This window comes from Streptomyces sp. NPDC046197 (assembly GCF_040646295.1).
In the GTDB taxonomy this organism is placed as follows: Bacteria; Actinomycetota; Actinomycetes; order Streptomycetales; family Streptomycetaceae; genus Streptomyces.
Window position 1 is genome coordinate 95,348 of sequence record NZ_JBEYZY010000001.1, and the last position, 24,335, is coordinate 119,682.

The following is a 24,335-nucleotide window of genomic DNA, read 5'->3' on the forward strand; positions in this document are numbered from 1 at the left end:
CGGCTTTGGTCACTGGTGGACGGTGGCCGGCCGTTCGGCCGCAGCGGCGCCGGCGACGACCGTGCTGGGCGCGGCGGCCCGGCGTTCCAGGGCGGCCGAGACCACGGCGAGGACCAGGGCGCTCGCGGCGAGGACGGCACCGACCCAGTTGGGCGCGGTGTAGCCGTAGCCCGCTGCGATGACGAGACCGCCGAGCCAGGCCGACAGCGCGTTGCCGAGGTTGAAGGCGCCGATGTTCACGGCCGAGGCCAGCGTCGGCGCGCCGTGTGCCTGGTCGAGGACGCGCTTTTGCAGCGGTGGAACGGTGGCGAAGCCCAGGGCGCCGATCAGGAGGATCGTGACGGCCGCGAGCACCTTGCTGTGCGCGGTGACCGTGAAGAGTGCGAGGACCACGGCCAGGAGGCCCAGCGAGACGTACAGCATGGGCATGAGCGCCCGGTCGGCGAACCTGCCACCGACGAGGTTGCCCGCGACCATGCCGAGGCCGAAGAGAACCAGCAGCCAGGTGACGGAGCCGTCGGCGAAGCCGGTGACGTGGGTCGTCATCGGCGCGATGTAGGTGATGGCCGCGAAGACACCGCCGAAGCCGAGGACGGTCATCGCCATGGCGAGCAGGACCTGAGCGTTCTTGAAGGCGGCCAGTTCGTGGCGCAGGTGGACACCCTGGGGCCTGGGCATCTCCGGGACGAGCCGGGCGATGCCGACCAGGCCGACGACGCCCAGGGCGGCGACGATGCCGAACGTGACGCGCCAGCCGGCCCACTGTCCGATCAGGGTGCCGAGCGGGACACCGACGACGTTGGCGACGGTCAGGCCTGTGAACATCATCGCTATGGCACCGGCTTTCTTGTCCGGGCCGACCAGGCCGGCGGCGACCACCGAGCCAATGCCGAAGAAGGCCCCGTGAGCGAGCGAGGCGACCACCCGGCCGATCAGCATCACCGCGAAGGCGGGGGCGAGTGCGGACACCAGGTTTCCGACGACGAACAGCGCCATCAGCAGCATCAGCATCCGCTTGCGGGACATCCTGCTGCCGAGCGCGGTCATCAGGGGCGCGCCGAACATGACGCCCAGCGCGTAGCCGGTCACGAGGAGACCGGCCGTGGGGATGGAGACCCCGAAGTCGCTCCCGACGTCGGGCAGCAAGCCCATGATCACGAATTCGGTCGTTCCGATCCCGAAGGCCCCGATCGCGAGGGCCAGAAGCGCGAGAGGCATGGGGGTACACCTTCCCAGAAGATTGCAGGTGCGCTTTGCGTGCGTCCACAATAGTTGCAGACGCGGTATAACTGCAAACGCAGGCTATTGCGACGCTGCCCTATCCTGGATTCAGCCGCTCCGGGACGGAGGAAACGCCAATGACAGCGACGGACCCAGCGCTCACCGCCCTGGCCCAGGGCTGGTCCGCCCTTGCTCTGCTGCACGGCAGGATCGAGGCCCACATCGAGCGCGCCCTGCAGGCCGGGCACGACCTGAGCGTGCGCGAGTACTCCCTGCTCGACGTGCTCAGCCGGCAGCACGACGGCGAGGGAGGTCATCTGCAGATGAAGCAGGTCGCCGACGCGGTCGTCCTCAGTCAGAGCGCCACCACGCGGCTGGTCACCCGGCTGGAGGACCGCGGGCTGCTCGAGCGCTACCTGTGTCCCACCGACCGCCGGGGCATCTACACCAATGTCACCGAGGCGGGCCTGAAGCTCCTGGAGGAAGCTCGGCCGACCAATGACGCCGCTCTGCGTGAGGCACTCGACGCGGCGGCGAAGAACCCGGAACTGGCACCGCTGGTGCGGGCGGTGGAGTCGCTCCACGCACCGCTGTCCGCGTAGCCCTGCCGACCCCGGCTGCCGCCGCATAGGGTGCGAAGCATGGATCTTGAGATACGGCCCGCCACCCCGGAGGATGTCCCCGCGATCGTGGACATGCTCGCCGACGACCCCCTGGGCGCCCGACGGGAGTCACCCGGCGACCTGACTCCGTACCTGGCGGCGCTGAAGCGGGTGACCGCGGATCCCAACCAGCGTCTCGTGGTGGTGGTGCGCGATGGCCATGTCGTCGGCACCCTGCAGCTGACACTCATCCCCGGGCTCTCCCACAGGGGTGCCACGCGTTCGATCATCGAGGCCGTGCGCATCCACGCCGACGAACGCGGAAGTGGCCTGGGCACCCGGCTCATCGAGTGGGCAATCGATGAATCACGGCGTCAGGACTGCAGGCTGGTCCAGCTGACGTCCGACAACACCCGCACCGACGCCCACCGTTTCTACGAACGGCTCGGCTTCACGGCGTCACACGTGGGCTTCAAACTCAAGCTCTGACGTGCCGGGTGGACGTTTCACGTGAAACGTCCACCGCTCCGGCCATTGTGCGTCCGGCCGCCCTACCCGATGCCCCGCCATCCCTGCGGATGCACGCCCCCGGGCACGTCGGCCTTCTCGTCGTACGGCTGACGCGTGAAAACGAACGACCCGAGATCGAGGTGGCTCAGGGAACCGTCCGATCGCCGTACGGGACGCAGCAGTTCTCCGGCGTAGTACCCCTCCAGACCTGTCCAGGTGCCGTCACCGTTCGCCCGGAACCGCGAACGCCGGCCATTGCCGGACAACGGCTCCAGCGAAGCGAGCCCGTTCGCGGTCAGCCGGAGGGCGAAGCCGTACGTCCCCCAGTACCACTGGCCCGTCAACTCCAGGACCGACGGATCGACCTGGCGCAGAGGCCGCCAGGGTTCGGGGATGCGCGGTTCGGCCTCGGCGACGATTCGGACCAGGTCGGCGCCCACCGCGGCCGGCATCGGCCCGGACGTGCAGTTGGCCAGCACGACGGCGGCCACATCGTCTTCCAGGCAGATGGTGAGCGAGGCGAGGAAACCCGGCAGCGATCCGGTGTGCCCCACAAGAAGCCGTCCGCCCGAGCGCCGAAGCTCCAGCCCCAGGCAGTACGCGTACCCGGACGCGACGTCCTGGGTCTCGTGCGCAGCCGCCGGTGTCCGCATTTCCCGCAGCGACGCCGCGCTCAGCACGCGGTCGTCGCCCTTGGCCAGGAAGGCCGCGAAGCGCGCCAAATCCCCTGTCGTCGACCAGAGTTGCCCGGCCGGAGCCATCCTGCCGAGATCCTCGGCGGGTTCCGGCAACATCACATCGGCCCACGGGTGCACCGCCCAGCCACCCGCGTGCGGCGCCTGGGGCCGCGCAGTCGTGCGATGCAGGCCGAGAGGCTGGAGCACTTCCCGCCGAAGGACCTCCTCCCACGGAGCACCGCGCAACTCCTCGACGAGCGCGCCCAGCAGGGTGTAACCCGGGTTGGAGTAGTGGAACCTCCGACCGACGGGATGCCGGAACGGATCCTCGCCCAGTACATCGACGAGTTCCGGCCGCAGCGCTCCGGACGTTCTCTCCCACCAGGGGCCCGGTGATTCGGCAGCCAGCCCGCCGGTGTGTGCCAGCAGATCGGCGAGGGTCGCCTCCCCCGCACCGGTGCCCGGCAGGTGCTTCTCCAGCGGGTCCCCCAGGTCGAGTACGCCCTCGTCACGCAGCCGCAGGACGAGTACGGCAGTGAAGGTCTTGGTGATCGAGCCGATCCGGTACTGCGTGTTCTCGTCGGGCCCATGTCCGTCCACCGACGTCCGGGCGCCGTGCCAGACCGTCCGGCCTTCGCGCACGACCGCCGCCACGAGCGACGGCGCCCGCCCTTCTGTCTGGGCCACGGCGATCCGGTGCGACAGGGCCCGGCGCGTAGCGGGAAGCAGCTCATCCTGAGGTGTCATGCCCCCAGTTCATCCGGTGCGCCCGCGTACGTCGAGCTCATGTGCCCGGATGCGGCGGGACCGTCACACCGGACGGACGGCCGACTGCCCCGATCAGGTCTGCGCCATGTCCACGAAGCGCGAGTAGTGGCCCTGGAAGGCGACCGTGATCGTCGCGGTCGGGCCGTTACGGTGCTTGGCCACGATCAGGTCTGCCTCGCCGGCGCGGGGCGACTCCTTCTCGTAGGCGTCCTCGCGGTGCAGCAGGATGACCATGTCGGCATCCTGCTCGATGGAACCGGACTCACGCAGGTCGGAGACCATCGGCTTCTTGTCGGTGCGCTGCTCTGGACCACGGTTGAGCTGGGAGAGTGCGATGACCGGGATCTCCAGTTCCTTGGCGAGAAGCTTGAGGTTACGGGACATGTCCGAGACCTCCTGCTGGCGGCTCTCGGCGCGCTTGGAGCCGCCGGACTGCATCAGCTGGAGATAGTCGATGACGACGAGCTTGAGGTCGTTGCGCTGCTTGAGCCGACGGCACTTGGCCCGGATCTCCATCATCGACAGGTTCGGGGAGTCGTCGATGTAGAGCGGGGCGGCCGAGACGTCCGGCATCCGGCGGGCCAGCCGTGTCCAGTCCTCGTCCGTCATCGTGCCCGACCGCATGTGGTGCAGGGCGACGCGGGCCTCGGCGGACAGCAGGCGCATCGCGATCTCGTTCCGCCCCATCTCCAGCGAGAAGATGACGCTCGGCAGATTGTTCTTGATCGACGCCGCCCGCGCGAAGTCCAGCGCGAGCGTCGACTTACCCATGGCGGGACGCGCCGCGATGACGATCATCTGCCCCGGGTGCAGACCGTTCGTCAGCGAGTCGAAGTCGGTGAATCCCGTGGGGACACCGGTCATCTCCCCGCTGCGCGAGCCGATCGCCTCGATCTCGTCGAGCGCACCCTCCATGATGTCGCCCAGCGGCAGGTAGTCCTCGCTGGTGCGCTGCTCGGTGACCGCGTAGATCTCGGCCTGGGCGCGGTTGACGATCTCGTCGACGTCGTCGTCGGCCGCGTATCCCATCTGGGTGATGCGGGTACCGGCCTCGACCAGGCGGCGCAGAACGGCGCGTTCGTGGACGATCTCGGCGTAGTACGCGGCGTTCGCCGCCGTCGGCACGGTCTGTACCAGCGAGTGCAGGTAGGAGGCTCCGCCCACCTTGTTGATCTCGCCGCGCTTGGTGAGCTCGGCGGCGATCGTGATGGGGTCGGCCGGTTCCCCCTTGGCGTAGACGTCGAGAACCGCTTGGTAGATGGTCTCGTGCGCGGGCTTGTAGAAGTCGTGGCCCTTGAGGATCTCGACGACGTCGGCGATGGCGTCCTTGGACAGCAGCATGCCGCCGAGGACGGACTGCTCGGCGTCGAGATCCTGGGGCGGAACCCGTTCGAAGGACGGGCTCGCGCCGTCCCACGCACCGTTGTCCCGGCCCCGGTCGTGCTGCTCGTCGCGGCCGCGGCCCCCGCCCGGGTGCCGACGGGAGGGGGGCAGACGATCACTGGGTCCGCTGTCGGCCCACGGGTCGTCCAAGGGCTCGGAAATGCTCACCGAGCGGCCTCCTCCCGTCCGCCGAGCGGACCTCGCCGTGCCCCTCTTTTCTACGGCACGGCACTGACAAATGAGAGGCCCTGCTCCGCTTCTGGCGCGTCAGGTTTATGACGGTTTCGAAGCCGGCGGACGGAGCGGGCGCCGGACCACGGTAGGCCTCCCGGCACCGTCAGCCAATCTGGTTATCCACAGGCCATGTGGACGAGCGCCCGGATGCTGTGGAGAACTCCGCGAAACCTGTGCACGACTCGGTGGACAGCGCTGTGAACAAGCCCTCGCAACTTTCAGCGGAGCCGTCCTGACCTGCGGATTTCCCATCCACCGGCTGTGCAGAAGAAAAACTTCCCCAGTCGGGCCAAGATCGCTTCGAACGGTGCGCACAAGCGCACGCACCAAGACCGCGAGTAAGGGCCAGTATGGCTTTGCATCTCTTACCTGTGGACGATTACATTGGTGCTCATGACACTGGCTCCCGCCCGCCGCCCGGACACCCTGCGACGACACGACCGAGAGATCGTCGCGCTGGCCGTTCCGGCCTTCGGCGCACTCGTCGCCGAGCCGCTCTTCGTCATGGCGGACAGCGCGATCGTCGGCCATCTCGGCACGGCGCAGTTGGCCGGACTCGGCGTGGCCTCGGCCCTCCTGACGACCGCGGTGAGCGTCTTCGTCTTCCTCGCCTACGCCACCACGGCCGCCGTCGCCCGACGGGTGGGCGCAGGCGACCTCCGGGCCGCCATCCGTCAGGGCATGGACGGAGTCTGGCTGGCGCTGCTGCTGGGGGCCGCCGTCATCGCGGTCGTCCTGCCCACGGCTCCCGCGCTGGTGGATCTGTTCGGCGCCTCCCGCACGGCGGCCCCGTACGCGACCACCTATCTGCGGATCTCCGCTCTGGGCATCCCGGCGATGCTCGTCGTGCTCGCCGCCACGGGCGTTCTGCGCGGACTGCAGAACACCAGGACGCCGCTCTACGTCGCCATCGCCGGCTTCGTCGGCAACGCCGCCCTCAACGTAGGCCTCGTCTACGGCGCCGGTCTGGGCATCGCGGGTTCGGCCTGGGGCACTGTCATCGCCCAGTGCGGCATGGCCGCGGTCTACCTCGTAGTGGTCGTCCGCGGAGCCCGTAGGCACGCGGCCTCACTGCGTCCGGACGCCGGCGGCATCAGGGCCTCAGCGCGTGCCGGAGTCCCTCTGCTCGTCCGGACTCTGTCCCTGCGGGCGATCCTCATGATCGCCACAGCCGTCGCGGCCCGCCTCGGTGACGCGGACATCGCCGCCCACCAGATCATCCTGTCGCTGTGGAGCCTGCTCGCCTTCGCCCTCGACGCCATCGCGATCGCCGGGCAGGCCATCATCGGGCGATACCTCGGCGCCGACGACCCTCGTGGAGCCCGCGAGGCCTGCCGTCGCATGGTGCAGTGGGGCATCGCGGTCGGCGTGGTGCTCGGTTTTCTGGTGATCGTGAGCCGACCGGTCTTCCTTCCCCTGTTCACCGACGACTCCACCGTGAAGGGCACTGCTCTCCCGGCACTGATCGTCGTGGCCCTCTCCCAGCCGGTCTGCGGCATCGTCTTCGTCCTGGACGGAGTGCTGATGGGCGCGGGCGACGGCCCGTACCTGGCCTGGGCGATGCTGCTGACCCTCGCGGTGTTCACGCCGGCCGCCCTGCTCGTACCGGTGCTCGGCGGCGGGCTCACGGCACTCTGGGCGGCATTGACGCTGATGATGACCATCCGGATGCTGACGCTCTGGCTGCGCGCCCGCTCGGGTCGGTGGCTCGTGACGGGCGCAACCCGCTGAGACTCCTGAGGCTTCTCCAGCCGCCGCCGGTGCACGCGAGCACCGTTTCACGTGAAACGCGACGGCGGCGGTTGCCGTCCCAGCGGGAGTTTCCGTCTCGACGGGTTCCGTCTCAACGTCTTCCGCCTCAGCGACGGCTTCCGTCTCAACGCTCGATCAGAGCGCCCCGGATTCGCGCCGTTTCACGTGAAACATGCGGTCCGCCCAGCCGCCTCGGGCCGCGGACCGGCTCGCCGCAGGCAAGAAGGAGGGCCGTACCCAGCGGGTACGGCCCTCCTCCCAGCTTTTCCAGCCGGACGCAGCGATCAGGCCGCGACGACCTCGATGGCGACCTTGGCGGCAACCTCGGGGTGCAGACGCACGGACGTCTCGTGGGCGCCCAGGGTCTTGATCGGCGCACCGAGCTCGATGCGGCGCTTGTCGACCTCGGGACCGCCGGCAGCCTTGATCGCCGAGGCGACGTCGGCCGGGGTGACGGAACCGAAGAGACGGCCGGAGTCGCCGGAGCGGACGGCCAGGCGGACCTTCACGCCCTCGAGCTGAGCCTTGACCTGGTTGGCCTGCTCGATGGTCTGGATCTCGTGGATCTTGCGAGCACGACGAATCTGCTCGACGTCCTTCTCGCCACCCTTGGTCCAGCGGATAGCGAACTTCCGCGGGATCAGGTAGTTGCGAGCGTAACCGTCCTTGACGTCGACGACGTCGCCCGCGGCGCCGAGGCCGGAGACCTCGTGGGTGAGGATGATCTTCATGAGTCGGTCACCCTTCCCTTAGCGCGCGGTGGACGTGTAGGGCAGCAGCGCCATCTCACGGCTGTTCTTGACGGCCGTGGCGACGTCACGCTGATGCTGCGTGCAGTTGCCGGTCACGCGGCGGGCACGGATCTTGCCGCGGTCGGAAATGAACTTCCGCAGCATGTTCGTGTCCTTGTAGTCCACGTACGTGACCTTGTCCTTGCAGAAAGCGCAGACCTTCTTCTTAGGCTTGCGCACAGGCGGCTTCGCCATGGTGTTTCTCCTGTGTGATCAAGAAGTTTGGGTACGACCCGCCCTCGACCCGGCCCGGTCCGAAGGAACCGGCCCGAAGTCCTAGAAGGGGGGCTCGTCCGAGTAGCCGCCACCGCCGCCGGAGCCGCCGCCCCAGCCGCCGCCGCCCTGGTTGCCACCGGCAGGAGCGCCGGTCGCCCACGGATCGTCGGCAGGAGCGCCGCCCTGCTGGCCGCCACCGGGGCCACCGCCCCAGCCGCCGCCACCCTGGCCGCCACCCTGGCCGCCACCCTGGCCGCCACCGCCGCCGTAACCACCCTGGCCACCACGGCCGGCAGTCTTGGTGACCTTGGCCGTGGCATTGCGCAGGCTGGCGCCGACTTCCTCGACGTCCAGCTCGTAGACCGTGCGCTTGACACCCTCGCGGTCCTCGTAGGACCGCTGCTTCAGCCGGCCCTGCACGATGACGCGCATGCCTCGCTGAAGCGACTCGGCGACGTTCTCCGCCGCCTGACGCCAGACAGAACAGGTCAGGAAGAGGCTCTCGCCGTCCTTCCACTCGTTCGTCTGGCGGTCGAAGGTGCGGGGCGTGGACGCGACGCGGAACTTCGCGACCGCCGCACCGGAGGGGGTGAAGCGCAGCTCGGGGTCGTCGACAAGATTGCCGACGACCGTGATGACGGTCTCGCCTGCCATGGGGGAACCTCTCGGCGGGTGTGCTGCTGGCTGCTTGTGCTGCTACTCGAATCCCGGGATCAGCCGAGCGGGAGGGCTCAGTGGGTCTCGGGGCGGAGGACCTTGGTCCGGAGGACCGACTCGTTCAGGTTCATCTGGCGGTCGAGCTCCTTGACGACCGCAGGCTCGGCCTGCAGGTCGATGACCGAGTAGATGCCCTCGGGCTTCTTCTTGATCTCGTACGCGAGACGACGACGGCCCCAGGTGTCGACCTTCTCGACCTTTCCGCCACCGTCACGGACGACAGAAAGGAAGTTCTCGATCAGCGGGGAGACAGAGCGCTCCTCGAGATCGGGGTCGAGGATGACCATCACCTCGTAGTGACGCATGTGGAACCCACCTCCTTTGGACTCAGCGGCCACGGTCGTTCCGTGGCAGGAGGGTTGTGATGCGTACGCAACAGTGCCCGTAAGTAAATCAGCCGCCACTGACAATCGGGGGCGGCCGACGGAATCACCAGGCTTCGCCTTGGCTCGCCTGGACAGACACCGGTGCAGAGGGTACAGAGTACCCGCACACCCGCTTCCGGTTGAAATCGGGCCGCCGGACCCGTCAACCTGGACACATCGGGTGTGTATGGCGCTACGATGCGCCGCCTTTCGTCAGGAGGTGCCCCATGGCACAGACGATGCGACCCAACACCGCCGGTGGCGGCCTGCTCGCCACGGACGGCAAGCCCCATCCGCTCCAGGACACCCTGCTCGCGGTGACCCTGGCGCTGGGGCTGACGGCTGTCATCGCGGCGTGGTTCCCCAGCATGCACGTGCTGAGCTCCTGGGCCGGCCTGGTGGGCATCCTCACCGGCGCGTACGGCCAGTGGATCTCGGAGACGACACGTGAGCGCTTCGGGCTGATCATCGGTCTCGGCGCCTCGGCGGTCGGCTTCGGGCTCGGCATCGCATGGGGTGGCCTCATCGGCTGAGCCACACATACCGACCTTCTCCATCCCGCACATCCACCCTCCCGACGGTCGGCAGGCCGGGGGGGAAGGTGGTGTGCGGCCAGTCGGGGTGCACCCCGGGCGCAGTAGGCTTCGCGCGAGAGCCGGAGCCCCTGTACCCATGGGGACACGCCAGCCCGAGGAGCGCCCCGAATGAGTCTGACCCTGAGGACCATCAGTCGAGAGCAGCATCTGGCCTTCATCCAGAGCCTGCCCGCGGCGAGTCACATGCAGGTTCCGGCATGGGCGGACGTCAAGGCGGAGTGGCGCTCGGAGAACCTCGGCTGGTTCGACGACCGCACCGGTGAAATGGTCGGCGCGGGTCTCGTCCTCTACCGGCAGCTGCCCAAGATCAAGCGTTACCTCGCCTACCTGCCCGAGGGCCCGGTCATCAACTGGTTCGCGCCGAATCTCGACGACTGGATCCAGCCGATGCTGGCGCACCTGAAGCAGCAGGGCGCCTTCTCGGTGAAGATGGGCCCGCCGGTCGTGATCCGCCGCTGGGGTTCCGACACCATCAAGAGGGGCATCCAGGACCCCGATGTGAAGCGTCTGCGTGACCTGGAGGCCGACTTCATCGAGCCGCGCGCCTTCGAGGTCGCCGACAAGCTGCGCCGTATGGGCTGGCAGCAGGGCGAGGACGGCGGCGCCGGCTTCGGCGACGTGCAGCCCCGCTACGTCTTCCAGGTGCCCCTTGCCAACCGCTCCCTGGAAGAGGTCCACAAGAACTTCAACCAGCTGTGGCGCCGCAACATCAAGAAGGCCGAGAAGGCCGGTGTCGAGGTCGTCCAGGGCGGCTACCAGGACCTCGCCGAGTGGCAGCGGCTGTACGAGATCACGGCCGTGCGCGACCACTTCCGGCCCCGCCCGCTGTCGTACTTCCAGCGCATGTGGACGGCCCTCAACACCGAGGACCCCAACCGCATGCGGCTGTACTTCGCCCGGCACAACGGCGTGAACCTCGCCGCCGCGACGATGCTGATCGTCGGCGGGCACGTCTGGTACTCCTACGGTGCCTCCGACAACATCGGGCGCGAGGTCCGGCCCTCGAACGCGATGCAGTGGCGGATGCTGCGCGACGCCTACGCGCTCGGCGCCACGGTCTACGATCTGCGCGGCATCTCCGACTCGCTGGACGAGACCGACCACCTCTTCGGCCTGATCCAGTTCAAGGTGGGCACCGGCGGTCAGGCCGCCGAGTACCTCGGCGAGTGGGACTTCCCGCTGAACAAGCTGCTCCACAAGGCGCTCGACATCTACATGTCGCGCCGCTGAGCTCGCGTCCTCCGCTTCGACACCGTCGGCAGTTTCCACCCCTGTGACACACCGCAGCCACGAGAAAGGTTCCAGGTCCGGCCATGGCGCTCACGCTCTACGTCGACACCGCGCGCTGGCGGGCGCACCACAAGCACGTGCAGGAGCAGTTCCCGGGGCTCGTCCCGGTCTGCAAGGGCAACGGCTACGGCTTCGGGCACGAGCGGCTGGCGGAGGAGGCCACGCGGCTGGGCGCGGACATCCTCGCCGTCGGCACGACGTACGAGGCCGCGCGCATCAAGGACTTCTTCGGCGGTGACCTGCTGGTGCTGACGCCGTACCGGCGCGGCGAGGAGCCGGTGCCGCTGCCCGACCGGGTGGTCCGCTCGGTGTCGTCGATCGACGGGGTCTACGGCCTGGTGGGCGCCCGTGTGGTCATCGAGGTGATGTCCTCGATGAAGCGGCACGGCATCAGCGAGCAGGAGCTGCCGCAGCTGCACGCCGCGATCGAGAACGTCCGGCTCGAGGGCTTCGCGATCCATCTGCCGCTGGACCGCACCGACGGCTCTGACGCCGTCGAGGAGGTCATCGGCTGGATGGACCGGCTGCGCGCGGCCCGGCTGCCGCTGCACACGATGTTCGTCAGCCACCTCAAGGCCGAGGAACTCGCCCGGCTCCAGCAGCAGTTCCCGCAGACCCGCTTCCGCGCCCGTATCGGCACGCGACTGTGGCTCGGGGACCACGAGGCCACCGAGTACCGCGGCGCCGTCCTGGACGTCACGCGGGTCGCCAAGGGCGACCGCTTCGGCTACCGGCAGCAGAAGGCGGCCTCCGACGGCTTCCTGGTGGTGGTGGCGGGCGGTACGTCGCACGGGGTTGGCCTGGAGGCCCCCAAGGCCCTGCACGGCGTCATGCCGCGCGCCAAGGGTGTGGCCCGGGCAGGCCTCGCCACGGTCAACCGGAACCTTTCTCCGTTCGTCTGGGGTGGCAAGCAGCGCTGGTTCGCGGAGCCGCCGCACATGCAGGTGTCGATCCTCTTCGTGCCCTCGGACGCCCCGGAGCCGAAGGTCGGCGACGAACTGGTGGCCCATCTGCGTCACACCACGACGCAGTTCGACCGCCTCATGGACTGCTGAGAGCCCGCAGACACGCGAAAGGCCGTACACGGCAAGCCTCGTGTACGGCCTTCGACTTGATCTGCCAGGAGGCCTGTTCGCTCAGAGCGAACGCTCTGCAGGCGAGGCCACTCCGCCTCCACTTCCCCACTGCACCTGCGGTCCGGCGAAGTGGGCCGCGTGGCGCGGCGGATGGGCCGCGGTGCCGAGGACGAAGACATCCTCCGCGCCGTCCAGCACACCGCCCGAGGGATCGTCGTCCCCGGCCCTGCGCACCACGTCCCGCTCCGGCATGAGGATGTCGCGCACGACGACCGCACACAGGTACAGCGTTCCCAGCAGGTGCACGCCGACGGCCCAGTGGTAGCCGTCGGTCGGCAGACCTTTGTGCGCGTCCCCGCTGGTCGTGTAAGCGAGGTACATCCAGATCCCCAGGAAGTACGCCACCTCGCACGCCTGCCAGATCAGGAAGTCCCGCCACTTCGGCCGGGCCAGCGCGGCCAGGGGCACCAGCCACAGCACGTACTGAGGGGAGTACACCTTGTTGGTCACGATGAACGCCGCGATGATCAGGAAGGCCAGCTGGGCGAACCGCGGGCGCCGGGGGGCCATGAGGGCGAGCGCCGCGATGCCGCCGCAGCACAGCACCATGAGCAGCGTGGCGAAGGTGTTGACGGTGTCGGTGCTGAGCGGGTTGGTGGAGTTCTGGGCCAGGATCAGCCAGAACGATCCGAAGTCGACGCCTCGCTCCTGGCTGAACCGGTAGAACTTCGACCAGCCCTCGAAGGCGAACAGCATCACGGGGAGGTTCACGACCAGCCAGGCGACGACTGCGCCGCCGACCGCCTTGCCGTACTCCCGCCACTTGCCGGCCCGCCAGCACAGTACGAGCAGCGGTCCCAGCAGGAAGACGGGATAGAGCTTGGCGGCGGTGGCCAGCCCCAGCAGGACGCCGAAGGCGAGCGGGCGGCTCCGGGACCACATCAGCATCGCGGCGGCCGTCAGGGCGACCGCCAGGAGGTCCCAGTTGATGGTGGCGGTCAGCGCGAACGCCGGCGCCAGGGCGACCAGCAGCCCGTCCCAGGGCCGCCGGGCGTGCGTGCGGGCCACGCAGACGGCGATGACGGCCGCGCACACCATCAGCATCCCAGCGTTGACCATCCAGTACCACTGCTCCTGCTGCTGGATGCTGCCGCTGCCGGGCGTGATCCAGGCGGCCACCTCCATGAAGACACCGGTCAGCACCGGGTATTCGAGGTAGTCCATGTCGCCGGGGAGCTTGTCGAAGTACGGCACGAGCCCGTCGGCGAAGCCGCGCCCCTGATAGAGGTGCGGGATGTCCGAATAGCACGCCTTTGTGTACTGCGAACTGGCGCCGAAGAACCAGCCACTGTGGTAACAGGGCGCCTTCTGGACCAGTCCGAGGGCGAACATGCCGATCGCCACCAGCGCGACGACCCGTACAGGAGTCCACCAGGACGTCCCGAGCAGGGCGCGCCGCCCGACGGGTCCGCCGATCAGCTCGCTCCCGGCCGCGGCGACCTTGTCCTCTCTGGTCGGCCGCACCGGGTCGGGCTCGTGCACGCTCGCTTGCGTCGATTCAGCACTGGGCATGTCGCACATCCTGCCGTACGCGCTGGAGGCGCACCTGGCGCGCCGTCGTATCTCACTGTGCCACTGGGGCGATGCGGCTGCGGCCTGTGTTCACCGCAGAACACAGGTTGGCACTTGCCCTCATCGACTTCTGAGCAGCCGGAAAGCGTGGATCCTCCACTGCGTCACCTCAAACGCCACAACCCCAGTAAACAGGCTAAGGACGGCAGTGGTCCAGGCAATTGGACTGGTGAGAGAAGCTGCTGTCCAATCCCATACGTCGTCATCGCTCAACCACACGATGGGGAATACAGAAACCAGCGGAAGTACCCAAATCAGTTCCGGCCTTAGTAGACGCGCGGAAACGACAGCTAGCCCCAGCCACACAAGAAGCGACCGTACGAAGACGCCGCCGAGTTCCGCGCCTACCGCGAGGGATTCGATCAGCCATGAAACAGCGCACCCGACTGCTGTAAGGGCAGCGAAATAGAGCATTCGGAATCGGTATATGCGCGGACCACCCATAACTTCCTGCTCCGACATGGCACCGTTCAGTGAGCTACCAACAAAGACAGCCGAAAGCAGAGGAAGTTCGCGACGGAACGGGATTCCGCTCGACGCACTATCCGAGACCAGGGAAGGGATTGAAAATCGAATCCCGCCCAGGAACGCGGAGAGCAGAGCCACTGCGGTGACCCCCAGGAGAGCCAGGGCTGTCCGGTGGGCCCGGACGTACCGCAGAACTGTTGAGCGTGTCAGGTGTATCAAGCAGCGCACCCAACCTTCCGGAGTTGCTCTCGTTCCCGCGAAACCCAAATGCGCTGATCATTCTCTGGCAACTGAGCAGCATGTGCCGCTGCCTCCTGGGCATCCCCAACACCTGTCACATGCATGCCTTCGTCCGCCGTCTGCGGATCCTCGCCCATGGCCCGGTACTCCAACCAGAGGTCGATGCGGTTGACCGCATCCCATGCTCGGTCAGCGTCCCCGGGAGGAAGACAGTCACCGAACGAGAGGGATGAAACCTGCCCAGCCATGGCAACAGCCGCACCGCGCACATGGCCTTCAGGAATGTCAAACCCAAGGTCACCGTGTGACGTTCGGCGGAGACCTTCTTCATAAAAAGTTGCGGGCGTACGCACCCAGGACTGAGGTACACCGCGGAGTCGCGCGGCCATTGCGGTGAGCTCCCTGAGATATTTTCGGTGTTCCCGCCAGACGCACACCTCGGGTGCGGTGCTCGTCGCGCGATCACAGAGTATCTCCCCCTCTGCGGATTTCCTCTCCGTTTGTATCTGGCCACCAATCGGGAACGATGCAAGCACGACAAGACAGCATGATGCGACACCAAAGAAGGCTCCACGGTGCCTGACTGAAAGAGGACGACTTTTCAATTTCTCTGTCTTGTATGGCGGTTCGGGAGCCAGGACCGCCAACGCAGCAAGCAGGGCCGCCAACAATAGCCGCAGTACTACAGGTAGGGGACGAACCGTCTCGGACGGCGCACCCGCGATCACGAATATTCCGAAGCCTTGGCCGATGGAAAGCAGCAGCACGAACCCGCCTAGAGCACAGATGACGGGTGTGAAAGCAGGCGATGGCCAATACCGGCCAGCGAGGTGCCCCGCTGCAGCGAACAAAGTAAGTGTTGCAACGCCCAGAAAAAAGTACGACGGCCAGAGGAATCCTGCACCGGCGTCCGGAAATGTAACGACCGCAGCCACAACGGCGCCGAGCACGTAGGAGAAGAATCCCATCGTGAGAGTGGCCGCCAAGCGAGCCGCCTCAACCTGCCAGGACGGGCGAGCAGCTGCAAGCAGGAACTCGGGCAGCTTTGCACGTGACGCTCGCCCCGCCTGCCATGCGGAGACTGCTGCCAGAACCGGTCCGAGAAACAACGTGACGACTTGGGTGGCGACACTCGCTTCGGGCCACACACCTATCCAATAGCGTGAACGGCCGAACAGAACTGCCAAGTCCACCAAAATGAGCACGGGAAGAGCCGCTAGCAACGGCGAGCGCCGCAATTCGATACGATAGACCTTCACGACACAGCGGCTTTCTGGGCATCCCGAACAGACGCGAGAACAGTCATATATCCACGTTCGAGCGGACTGTCACCAGGGGCTGATTCCACAGCGATCTCAGCCAGTTTCTTCGGGGTGCCTTGATACCTGATCTGCCCCCCGTGCAGGACGAGCACCTTATCGCATGCCGCACCCACGTCTTCCACCAAATGGGTGCTGAGCAACACCCCAACTCCCTCACGCGCGAGCGAACGAATGAGTTCTCGGAAGTCCAGTCGCTGTTCAGGGTCGAGTCCCACAGTGGGCTCATCGAGAAGCACCAGTGGGGGGGCGCCTACGATGGCAGCGGCAATTCCTGCACGCCGGAGCATGCCACCGGAAAGCGACTTCATTTTTTCTCTGGCACGATCACCGAGAGCCACTGAAGCTATCGCACGATCAGTGGCCTCCCCAGCCTGTTTATCGGGTATCTCACGCAACCATGCGCAATAGTATACGAAATCGGCAACTGAAAAATTCGGATAGTAGCCGAAATCCTGCGGAAGATAGCCAATTTTCCGACGGGCGCGGCGCGCCGCTGCCTCTGTCCTTATTTCCTCGCCGAAAAGCTCTAGGCTTCCGGCTTTAGGCGGCGTGACGGTACTGAGCGTGCGCAGCAGCGTGGTCTTGCCAACGCCGTTGGGACCGAGCAGGCCAGTTACTCCAGGACCTATGGTCAGATTCAGCCCGTCAATGACTCGGCGACGGCCGTAGCCTTGGCTAAGTCCTTCGAGCCGTACGAAGGTGGGGGACAATACACGTCTCCAGACAGCGGGGGGCCGCTCCCGGAGCGGCCCCCAGGAGTTTGACTACCGACTCAGCTCAGCCGTAGGTAACTGTGGTCCTATTGATGGAGAAGATGCACTCAAACGAACTGAACTTACCCACATACCCTTGCCCGAGGACGGCTCCGACGTTCGAGTCCGCTTCACTCGCACAGTCGTACTTTGCGTTGTAGTACCCATTGGCAGTCGCGCCCTTGCAGTAGCCGTGCCCGGATGTGCTGTACCAGTAACCACGGCAGCCCTTCGTCCAATTGGGCTCGTTACTGGCAAGCGCGTTGGGGGCAACAAGACCGATAGCTGTGGACGCGAGTACGCCAACGGCGAGAAACTTTGCAGTCTTGATTTTCGTCACTTCTTCAACCTTCTCGCGGTGATGCAGATTGGGAGCCTCCAGCGTCGTTGCCGCGTCGGGACCTCGGTCTGGCCCAAAACAGCGGCGCGCTCCAGACAATGAGAGTCTTTAGACGTCCCAACTGACCTTTTTTGTGACTTTAGAGAGACTGTCTGCGACATGTCAAGCGCATATCCGGGCATCTCAAGGAAACACATGTGAGGCTGCCCTTGGCAATAATGTGAGCGAGTGCCGACAATCAGTGGGAAGCTCGAATAAAGCTGATATTTCAGACCCTGGGTGGCCTCGCCGTCAACGGCGAGGTGCCTTGGCCGGACAGCCGACTTCGGCACAGCCGACGACGAGCTGGCCGGCCAGACCACAGTCTGCACACGAGAACTCGGGCCCCGGAATATTCCGGGGCCCGAGTTCTCGATCTTCGCTTGCAGTCCTTACCTTCGGTCCGGTCTAACCGGCCGAGCCGCCGAAGAATCCTCCGTTGCCGTTGCCTCGGGTGTTCCCGCCGTTTCCGCCGGTGGACAAGCTGGGCGACGGTGACGGGGTGATGCCCCCGTCCGTCCCGCCGTTCCCGTTGCCGCCGTTGCCGTTGCCGCCGTCGCTGCAACCGAAGAACCCGCAGGTGTCACTCGGTGAAGGCGACGGGCTGGTCCGGGTCCGGCTCGGCGTGGGCGAGGGGGTCGGGCTTGCCTTCTGACTCTGCGTGACCGACGGGGTGGGGGTCGGCGTCGGCGCGTTGAGGACCACACCGATGGGCTTCGGCGCCGGGAAGTCCACCGCCGGCTGTCCCTCCAGTGCCTGGAGCATGTAGTCGTGCCAGATCTCGGACGGGAACGAGGCGCCGTGGATCTTCTTCTGGCCACCCGTTCCGTACATCTCGAGGAAGGTGCGCGCCTTGCTGTTCTCGTTGTCGTCCAGTCGGAACATGCTGATCGCGGTCGACAGCTGCGGGGTGTAGCCGACGAACCACGCGGACTTGTTGCCGTCGGTGGTACCGGTCTTGCCGGCCACCTCACGTCCCGGCAGCTGTGCGTTGGTGCCGGTGCCCTTGTCGACCACGGTCTTGAGAACGTCCGTGACGTTGTCGGCGACCTCCGGCGTGAGGGCGTCCTTGGTGTGGCTCTTGTGCGTGTAGACAACCCCTTCGGTGTTTTTCTTGACCAACGTGACCGAGAACGGGTCGTTCTGCTTGCCGCTGGCCGCGAAGGTCGCGTACGCACCCGCCATCCGGATCGCGCTGGGGTCGGAGGTGCCGATCGAGAACGACGGGAAGTTGGAGCTGGCCAGGCTGCCCTCCAGGAGTCCGGAGTCCAGCGCCACCTCCTTCACCTTGTCCAGGCCGACGTCCATGCCGAGCTGGACATATGCCGAGTTGACCGAGAACTGCATCGCCTCACGGAGGTCGATCATGTAGTTCGGCGGGTCGCCCACGGACTCGTCGCCGTCATTGGTCTGGAGCCACTCCCTGTTCTTCTCGTCGGTCCAGACCGTCCGGTCGTAGTTCTTGATCTTGAGCTTGTTCTTCCCGCTGTACAGGCTCTTCGGGGAGACGAGCGTGCGTTGGTCCTGTGCCTGCACCGGACCCAGGCTGGGGTCGCGCACACCCCACTTCATCGCGGCCGCCAGCACGAACGGCTTGAAGGTCGAGCCGACCTGCGCACCCGTGGAGTCCGCGTTGTTGGTGAAGTGCTTGGTCGCGTCCTCACCGCCGTAGATCGCCTTGATGGCGCCCGACGACGGGTCCACCGATGCGCCGCCGAACTGCACGAACTTGTCGGTCTGCGGGCGCAGGTTGGGCTTGATGTTCGCCTTCTGGACCTTCTTCACCGCCGCCTCCAGCTCGCCGACCTTCTTCTTGTCGAAGGTCGTGTAGATCTGGAAGCCGCCCTTCTGCAGGTCGTCGGCGGTGATCTTCGTGTTGTTGACCAGGTAGGCCTTGGCGAGGTCGACCAGGTAGCCGACCTGGCCGCTCAGCCGGCTGTTCGAGCGCGGGCTCTGGACCTTGGGGAGCGTGGTGTACTTGGCCCGCTCCGAGGCGCTCAGATGGCCGTACTGGACCATCTTGTTGAGCGTGTCCTGCATCTGCAGCAGCGCCCGCTTGCTGTTGGCCTGCGGAGTGGCTGCGGGGTCGAGGGACGTCGCGCCCGCCGGGTCGTAGTAGGTGGCGCCCTTGATCATCGCGGCGAGGAAGGCGCACTCGCCCGGGTTCAGATCCTTGGCCTCCTTGTTGAAGTAGGCGCGCGCGGCCGCCTGGATCCCGTAGGCGCCGCGGCCGAAGTACGCCGAGTTCAGGTAGCCGGCCATGATCTCGTCCTTGGGAACCGTGGCGCCCACCTTGATCGCGACGAAGATCTCCTTGAACTTCCGGGAGATGGTCTGCGACTGGTCGTTCAGCATCGCGTTCTTGACGTACTGCTGGGTGATCGTGGAACCACCCTGCGTCTGTCCGCCCCGCGCCATGTTGAAGAGGGCGCGCGCGATGCCGTTCGGGTCGACGCCGCTGTCGGTCTCGAAGGTCTTGTTCTCCTGCGAGATGACCGCGTACCGCATCTCCTTGGGGATCTGGTCGTAGTTGACGATCTGGCGGTTGATCTCACCGCCGGTGGCGACCATCACCGAGCCGTCGGACCAGTAGAAGACGTTGTTCTGCGCCTTCGCGGTCTGGGCGACGTTCGGCACGCTCACCATGGCGTACCCGATGCCCGCGACCGCCACCAGGCTTCCGAGGAAGCCGATGAACAGGCCCGTCACGAGCTTCCAGGACGGCAGCCAACGGCGGTAGCCGTACTTGCCCGCGCGCGGGTAGTCGATGAACCGCTTCCTGTCGGGCGGCGCCGGGCGCCCCCTCCCGTTCGGGCCACCGGGGCCGCCCCGCGGGTCGGGCGGTCTGCGCCGGCCACCGTTTCTCTGCGCGGCCCGCCGTGCCTCGGCACGGCTGGCGTACGGGCGTTCCTCACCGCCGGCGCCACGGGATTCCGGCCCATAGGAACTGGACCCATAGGAGTCGGCGGGAGATCCGGTGGCGCCTCGCGGTGCCGCACGGCGGCCGGGGGACGAACCGGACTGGCCGCGTCGGGCCGCGGCACGTCCGCCTCCCTGCGGCTGCGGCGGTTTGCGACGGTGCTCGCTCATCGAACGATTACTCCTCGGGCAGGCGCACCCTTGCGCGCCTGGAAACGGCGGCTTGTTTCCGGTCCCCCCGAAGTACGGATGTGGTCAGTTGTGCATTCACCCGTACTGCACCAAGGACGAGGACGCCCCCTGGCGTCACTCGGTTCCCGGAGGTGTGCATGCCGCACAGACTACGCACCGTCAAAACCTACCGAGCTCGGAAGTTCACCCCAAATCAGGCAACTTACCCCGCATCGAATCGGTGATGTGATCCCGTTCACTCCGCTCCCTCTTGTCGCATTCTGGGGGCCGTTCTATCGTGCTGATGTATCGAGTCGATACATCAGCACGGCATAAGGACCGTCACGGCACCCGACACCACGGGTGGGGCAGAGAGGAGGCGACGATGGGCCGGCGTTCCGGAATCCTGGAGTTCGCCGTACTCGGCCTGCTCCGCGAATCCCCGATGCACGGCTATGAGCTGCGCAAACGACTCAATACGTCACTGGGTGTGTTCCGTGCGTTCAGCTACGGGACGCTCTACCCCTGCCTCAAGACGCTGGTCGCCAACGGCTGGTTGATCGAGGAGCCGGGGAACACCCCCGAGGACACCGTCACAGCTCCCCTCGCGGGCCGCCGCGCGAAGATCGTCTACAGGTTGACGGCGGAGGGCAAGGAGCACTTCGAGGAGCTGCTCTCCCAGACGGGCCCCGACGCGTACGACGACGAGCACTTCGCCGCGCGCTTCGCCTTCTTCGGGCAGACGTCGCGTGACGTACGCATGCGCGTGCTGGAGGGCCGCCGCAGCCGTCTGGAGGAGCGCCTGGAGAAGATGCGCGCCTCTGTCGCGCGCACCCGGGAGCGCCTCGACGACTACACCCTCGAGCTTCAGCGCCACGGGATGGAGTCCGTGGAGCGCGAAGTGCGCTGGCTGAACGAGCTCATCGAGAGCGAGCGGGCCGGACGGGACCTCAAGAGGTCCGCTTCCGGGGAGCCCGCTCAGCAGGACACCACATCTGGAGCGCCGGGCGGCCTGCCCCGGTCCGGGGAGACGTCCCGGCCGGATACGCCCGACGACACCGCCACGTGAGGTCCCGTCGGGGCTTCACCGAGTACACACAGGGAGCAACCGGAATGGGTTCGGTTCGCGTAGCCATCGTCGGCGTGGGCAACTGCGCCGCGTCGCTGGTGCAGGGCGTCGAGTACTACAAGGACGCCGACCCGGCGTCCAAGGTCCCGGGCCTCATGCACGTGCAGTTCGGCGACTACCACGTGCGGGACGTCGAGTTCGTCGCCGCCTTCGACGTCGACGCGAAGAAGGTCGGCCTCGACCTCGCGGACGCCATCGGCGCCTCCGAGAACAACACCATCAAGATCTGCGACGTGCCCAGCACCGGTGTGACGGTCCAGCGCGGCCACACCCTCGACGGCCTCGGCAAGTACTACCGCCAGACCATCGAGGAGTCCGACGCCGAGCCGGTCGACGTCGTCCAGATCCTCAAGGACAAGCAGGTCGACGTCCTCGTCTGCTACCTGCCGGTCGGCTCCGAGGACGCGGCGAAGTTCTACGCCCAGTGCGCCATCGACGCCAAGGTCGCCTTCGTCAACGCCCTTCCGGTCTTCATCGCCGGCACCAAGGAGTGGGCCGACAAGTTCATCGAGGCGGGCGTCCCGATCGTCGGTGACGACATCAAGTCGCAGGTCGGCGCCACCATCACGCACCGCGTCATGGCGAAGCTGTTCGAGGACCGGGGTGTCATCCTCGACCGCACGATGCAGCTGAACGTCGGCGGCAACATGGACTTCAAGAACATGCTCGAGCGCGAGCGCCTGGAGTCCAAGAAGATCTCCAAGACGCAGGCCGTCACCTCCCAGATCCCCGACCGGGACCTCGGCGAGAACAACGTCCACATCGGCCCCTCCGACTACGTGGCGTGGCTCGACGACCGCAAGTGGGCCTACGTCCGCCTCGAGGGCCGCGCCTTCGGTGACGTCCCGCTGAACCTGGAGTACAAGCTGGAGGTCTGGGACTCCCCGAACTCCGCGGGTGTCATCATCGACGCGCTGCGCGCCGCGAAGATCGCCAAGGACCGCGGCATCGGCGGCCCGATCCTGTCGGCGTCCTCGTACTTCATGAAGTCCCCGCCGGTGCAGTACTTCGACGACGAGGCCCGTGAGAACGTCGAGAAGTTCATCCGCGGCGACGTCGAACGCTGAGAGCGCTGAGAACGCTCCACGCCGTGGGCCGTTGAGGGTCCCCGAGGGTTGTTCCCCCGGGGACCCTGCCCATGTGTGAGGCTGTGCGGCATGGCCGTCGTCCGTGACCTGCGCGTGCTGCTGCGTTTCCAGGGTTTCCGGCGCCTGCTCGCCGTCCGGCTGCTCTCCCAGGGCGCCGACGGGGTCTACCAGGTGGCGCTCGCCACGTACGTCGTCTTCTCCCCGGAGAGGCAGACCTCCGCCGTGGCGGTCGCCTCCGCGATGGCGGTGCTGCTGCTCCCGTACTCCCTGGTGGGACCCTTCGCCGGCGTCCTGCTGGACCGCTGGCGGCGCCGCCAGGTCCTGCTCCACGGCAACCTGGTGCGCTCGGTGATGGCGGCCGCGACGGCGGTACTGATGGTCGCCGCCGTCCCCGACTGGCTGTTCTACGTCTCGGCGCTCTGCGTCACCGCCGTCAACCGCTTCGTCCTGTCGGGCCTGTCCGCCGCCCTGCCGCGGGTGGTCGACGGCGAGCGGCTGGTGATCGCCAACTCCCTGTCGCCGACCGCCGGCACCCTGGCCGCGTTCGCCGGCGGCGGCCTCGCCTTCGCGGTGCGCCTGGTGGCGGCGGACTCCGACGCGGCCGTGGTGCTGCTGGGTGCCGTCCTCTACCTCTGCGCGGCTCTGGCGTCGCTGCTCATGGCTCCGGAACTGCTCGGGCCCGACCGGGAGTCGGTGCAGCCACGGCTGGGTGCGGCGGTGACGGGCGCCGCGCGTGACCTGGTCGCGGGTGTGCGGCACCTGCTGTCCCCGCCCCGCCGGGAGGCCGCCTGGGCGCTGGGCTCCATGACGCTGATGCGGTTCTGCTACGGCGCCCTGACGGTGATGGTGCTGATGCTCTGCCGGTACGGCCTGGCGTCGGACGCACAGCAGGGACTGCGGCTTTTGGGGCTGGCGCTGGGTGTCTCGGGCGCCGGGTTCTTCGCGGCGGCCGTCGTCACCCCCTGGGCGGCGGGGCGGCTCGGTCCCGCCCGCTGGATCGTCGTGTGTGCCGGGTCCGCCTCGGTCCTGGAACTCGCCCTCGGGCTGCCGTTCGCCCCCGGCCCGCTGCTGGCCGCGGTCCTCGTACTGGGCCTGACCACCCAGGGCGCGAAGATCGCCACGGACACGGTGGTGCAGTCCGCCGTCGAGGACGGCTTCCGCGGCCGGATCTTCTCCGTGTACGACGTGCTGTTCAACGTCGCCTTCGTGGCGGCCGCGGGCGTCGCCGCCCTGATGCTGCCGCCGGACGGACGTTCGGCGGTGCTGGTGATCGCAGTCTCCGTGATCTACGGAACGGTTGCGGCAGCTATGGCCCGCTTTGAGCGCTGCCGAGTGTCACATCAGTGACACAGAGCCTGCTGTGGTTTCAGAGTTGTCAGTGGGGCCCTGTAGCTTACGTGCGTCTTATTTCGACGCCATGTTCGCGTCATCGTGCTTACGTTCTAGGGGGACCCCCAAGTGACAACTCCGCCGCCCCAGGGCCAGAACCCGTACGCCCAGGCGCCCACCGCTCCGATGGGGCAGCAGCCCGTCCAGCCGGGAGTCCCGCAGCAGCCGTACGCGCCGTTCCCGCAGCAGCAGGGCGCGCCGGTCCCCCCGCCGCCCGCCCCGGCGAAGCGTGCCGGCAAGAAGGCGCTGCGCGTCATCGGCGCGATCGTCGTCTTCGTCATCGTCGCCATGCTGAAGTTCGGTGTCGGCTTCGGTCTGGGCTGGTTCTTCAACCGTGACGACGCGGAGACCACGTCGGTGGGCGCCTGCATGCACAACGACGGCACGGACAACAAGGCCGACCTCAAGGAGGTCGACTGCTCGTCCGCCGACGCACAGTACAAGGTGGTCCAGAAGTTCGACGGCTCCACCGACGAGGACAAGTGCAAGGCCGTGACCGACGCGACGATTTCCTACGTGCAGTACGGCGGCGGCCACGACGTCGTGCTCTGCCTGAAGGAAGCGAAGTAGCACCTCGCTCGACCTACGTCGAAGGGGCGATGTTTCACGTGAAACATCGCCCCTCGATGCGTTCCGAGGCATGTTTCA

Annotated in this window: 21 protein-coding genes; 10 read left to right on the forward strand and 11 right to left on the reverse strand. The window is 67.0% G+C overall.

Annotated elements, in window-relative coordinates; all coding sequences use genetic code 11:
• Nucleotides 1-9 precede the first annotated feature (9 nt).
• Entirely contained in the window at nucleotides 10-1,218 is a 1,209-nt protein-coding gene (locus AB0A61_RS00435; protein ID WP_361283747.1) for an MFS transporter, read from the reverse strand.
• Nucleotides 1,219-1,358: 140 nt separating this feature from the next.
• Here AB0A61_RS00435 and AB0A61_RS00440 point away from each other — a divergent pair, with 140 nt between their 5' ends.
• Entirely contained in the window at nucleotides 1,359-1,823 is a 465-nt protein-coding gene (locus tag AB0A61_RS00440; RefSeq protein WP_361283750.1) for a MarR family transcriptional regulator, read from the forward strand.
• A 39-nt stretch (nucleotides 1,824-1,862) separates the two neighbouring features.
• Complete coding sequence (locus tag AB0A61_RS00445; protein ID WP_361283753.1) at nucleotides 1,863-2,312, forward strand: GNAT family N-acetyltransferase; 450 nt, start codon at nucleotides 1,863-1,865, stop codon at nucleotides 2,310-2,312.
• A 62-nt stretch (nucleotides 2,313-2,374) separates the two neighbouring features.
• Here the strand turns inward: AB0A61_RS00445 and AB0A61_RS00450 are convergent, their stop codons facing one another.
• Both AB0A61_RS00450 and dnaB read right to left on the reverse strand, forming a co-directional pair.
• A complete protein-coding gene (locus tag AB0A61_RS00450; protein WP_361283756.1) occupies nucleotides 2,375-3,757 on the reverse strand; it encodes a serine hydrolase domain-containing protein in 1,383 nt (460 codons plus the stop codon).
• Between the two features lie 93 nt (nucleotides 3,758-3,850).
• Nucleotides 3,851-5,329 (reverse strand): replicative DNA helicase, encoded by a 1,479-nt coding sequence (gene dnaB / locus AB0A61_RS00455; protein ID WP_361283759.1) that lies wholly within the window; start codon nucleotides 5,327-5,329, stop codon nucleotides 3,851-3,853.
• 459 nt (nucleotides 5,330-5,788) lie between these two features.
• Here dnaB and AB0A61_RS00460 point away from each other — a divergent pair, with 459 nt between their 5' ends.
• Nucleotides 5,789-7,126 (forward strand): MATE family efflux transporter, encoded by a 1,338-nt coding sequence (locus tag AB0A61_RS00460; RefSeq protein ID WP_361283762.1) that lies wholly within the window; start codon nucleotides 5,789-5,791, stop codon nucleotides 7,124-7,126.
• Nucleotides 7,127-7,431: 305 nt separating this feature from the next.
• On the opposite strand, the gene rplI is transcribed toward AB0A61_RS00460, so the two are convergent.
• The 4 genes from rplI to rpsF form a co-directional block, all read right to left on the reverse strand.
• Complete coding sequence (rplI, locus tag AB0A61_RS00465; protein WP_361283765.1) at nucleotides 7,432-7,878, reverse strand: 50S ribosomal protein L9; 447 nt, start codon at nucleotides 7,876-7,878, stop codon at nucleotides 7,432-7,434.
• An 18-nt stretch (nucleotides 7,879-7,896) separates the two neighbouring features.
• The gene (gene rpsR, locus AB0A61_RS00470) at nucleotides 7,897-8,133 is read right to left on the reverse strand and encodes a 30S ribosomal protein S18 (RefSeq protein WP_003949403.1); all 237 of its coding nucleotides are present in this window, start codon (nucleotides 8,131-8,133) and stop codon (nucleotides 7,897-7,899) included.
• An 81-nt stretch (nucleotides 8,134-8,214) separates the two neighbouring features.
• Nucleotides 8,215-8,808: a single-stranded DNA-binding protein gene (locus tag AB0A61_RS00475; RefSeq protein ID WP_361283768.1), complete on the reverse strand. Its 594-nt coding sequence runs from the start codon at nucleotides 8,806-8,808 to the stop codon at nucleotides 8,215-8,217.
• A gap of 77 nt (nucleotides 8,809-8,885) precedes the next feature.
• Entirely contained in the window at nucleotides 8,886-9,176 is a 291-nt protein-coding gene (gene rpsF, locus AB0A61_RS00480) for a 30S ribosomal protein S6 (RefSeq protein WP_009189556.1), read from the reverse strand.
• A 287-nt stretch (nucleotides 9,177-9,463) separates the two neighbouring features.
• Between rpsF and AB0A61_RS00485 the strand changes: the two genes are divergently transcribed.
• From AB0A61_RS00485 to AB0A61_RS00495, 3 genes are all read left to right on the forward strand, one after another.
• Complete coding sequence (locus tag AB0A61_RS00485) at nucleotides 9,464-9,769, forward strand: hypothetical protein (RefSeq protein WP_361283771.1); 306 nt, start codon at nucleotides 9,464-9,466, stop codon at nucleotides 9,767-9,769.
• A gap of 171 nt (nucleotides 9,770-9,940) precedes the next feature.
• Complete coding sequence (gene femX, locus AB0A61_RS00490; protein WP_361283774.1) at nucleotides 9,941-11,062, forward strand: peptidoglycan bridge formation glycyltransferase FemX; 1,122 nt, start codon at nucleotides 9,941-9,943, stop codon at nucleotides 11,060-11,062.
• 83 nt (nucleotides 11,063-11,145) lie between these two features.
• The gene (locus tag AB0A61_RS00495) at nucleotides 11,146-12,177 is read left to right on the forward strand and encodes an alanine racemase (protein WP_361283777.1); all 1,032 of its coding nucleotides are present in this window, start codon (nucleotides 11,146-11,148) and stop codon (nucleotides 12,175-12,177) included.
• An 81-nt stretch (nucleotides 12,178-12,258) separates the two neighbouring features.
• On the opposite strand, the gene AB0A61_RS00500 is transcribed toward AB0A61_RS00495, so the two are convergent.
• The 4 genes from AB0A61_RS00500 to AB0A61_RS00515 all read right to left on the reverse strand — a co-directional run bounded on the left by AB0A61_RS00500 (nucleotide 12,259) and on the right by AB0A61_RS00515 (nucleotide 20,081).
• Complete coding sequence (locus tag AB0A61_RS00500) at nucleotides 12,259-13,770, reverse strand: glycosyltransferase 87 family protein (protein ID WP_361283780.1); 1,512 nt, start codon at nucleotides 13,768-13,770, stop codon at nucleotides 12,259-12,261.
• Between the two features lie 743 nt (nucleotides 13,771-14,513).
• Nucleotides 14,514-15,797 carry an ABC transporter permease gene (locus AB0A61_RS00505; protein ID WP_361283783.1) on the reverse strand — a complete coding sequence of 428 codons (1,284 nt, stop codon included), beginning with the start codon at nucleotides 15,795-15,797 and terminating at the stop codon, nucleotides 14,514-14,516.
• Nucleotides 15,794-16,570 carry an ATP-binding cassette domain-containing protein gene (locus AB0A61_RS00510; RefSeq protein WP_361283786.1) on the reverse strand — a complete coding sequence of 259 codons (777 nt, stop codon included), beginning with the start codon at nucleotides 16,568-16,570 and terminating at the stop codon, nucleotides 15,794-15,796. Before AB0A61_RS00510 ends, AB0A61_RS00505 begins: the two co-directional genes overlap by 4 nt.
• Nucleotides 16,571-17,399: 829 nt before the next feature.
• Nucleotides 17,400-20,081 (reverse strand): transglycosylase domain-containing protein, encoded by a 2,682-nt coding sequence (locus AB0A61_RS00515; protein WP_361283789.1) that lies wholly within the window; start codon nucleotides 20,079-20,081, stop codon nucleotides 17,400-17,402.
• A gap of 385 nt (nucleotides 20,082-20,466) precedes the next feature.
• Between AB0A61_RS00515 and AB0A61_RS00520 the strand changes: the two genes are divergently transcribed.
• The 4 genes from AB0A61_RS00520 (at nucleotide 20,467) to AB0A61_RS00535 (ending at nucleotide 24,257) form a co-directional block, all read left to right on the forward strand.
• A complete protein-coding gene (locus tag AB0A61_RS00520) occupies nucleotides 20,467-21,150 on the forward strand; it encodes a PadR family transcriptional regulator (protein WP_361283792.1) in 684 nt (227 codons plus the stop codon).
• Between the two features lie 44 nt (nucleotides 21,151-21,194).
• The gene (locus AB0A61_RS00525; protein WP_361283795.1) at nucleotides 21,195-22,277 is read left to right on the forward strand and encodes an inositol-3-phosphate synthase; all 1,083 of its coding nucleotides are present in this window, start codon (nucleotides 21,195-21,197) and stop codon (nucleotides 22,275-22,277) included.
• A 90-nt stretch (nucleotides 22,278-22,367) separates the two neighbouring features.
• The gene (locus tag AB0A61_RS00530; protein WP_361283798.1) at nucleotides 22,368-23,645 is read left to right on the forward strand and encodes an MFS transporter; all 1,278 of its coding nucleotides are present in this window, start codon (nucleotides 22,368-22,370) and stop codon (nucleotides 23,643-23,645) included.
• Between the two features lie 111 nt (nucleotides 23,646-23,756).
• Complete coding sequence (locus tag AB0A61_RS00535; RefSeq protein WP_361283801.1) at nucleotides 23,757-24,257, forward strand: hypothetical protein; 501 nt, start codon at nucleotides 23,757-23,759, stop codon at nucleotides 24,255-24,257.
• Nucleotides 24,258-24,335: the final 78 nt, after the last annotated feature.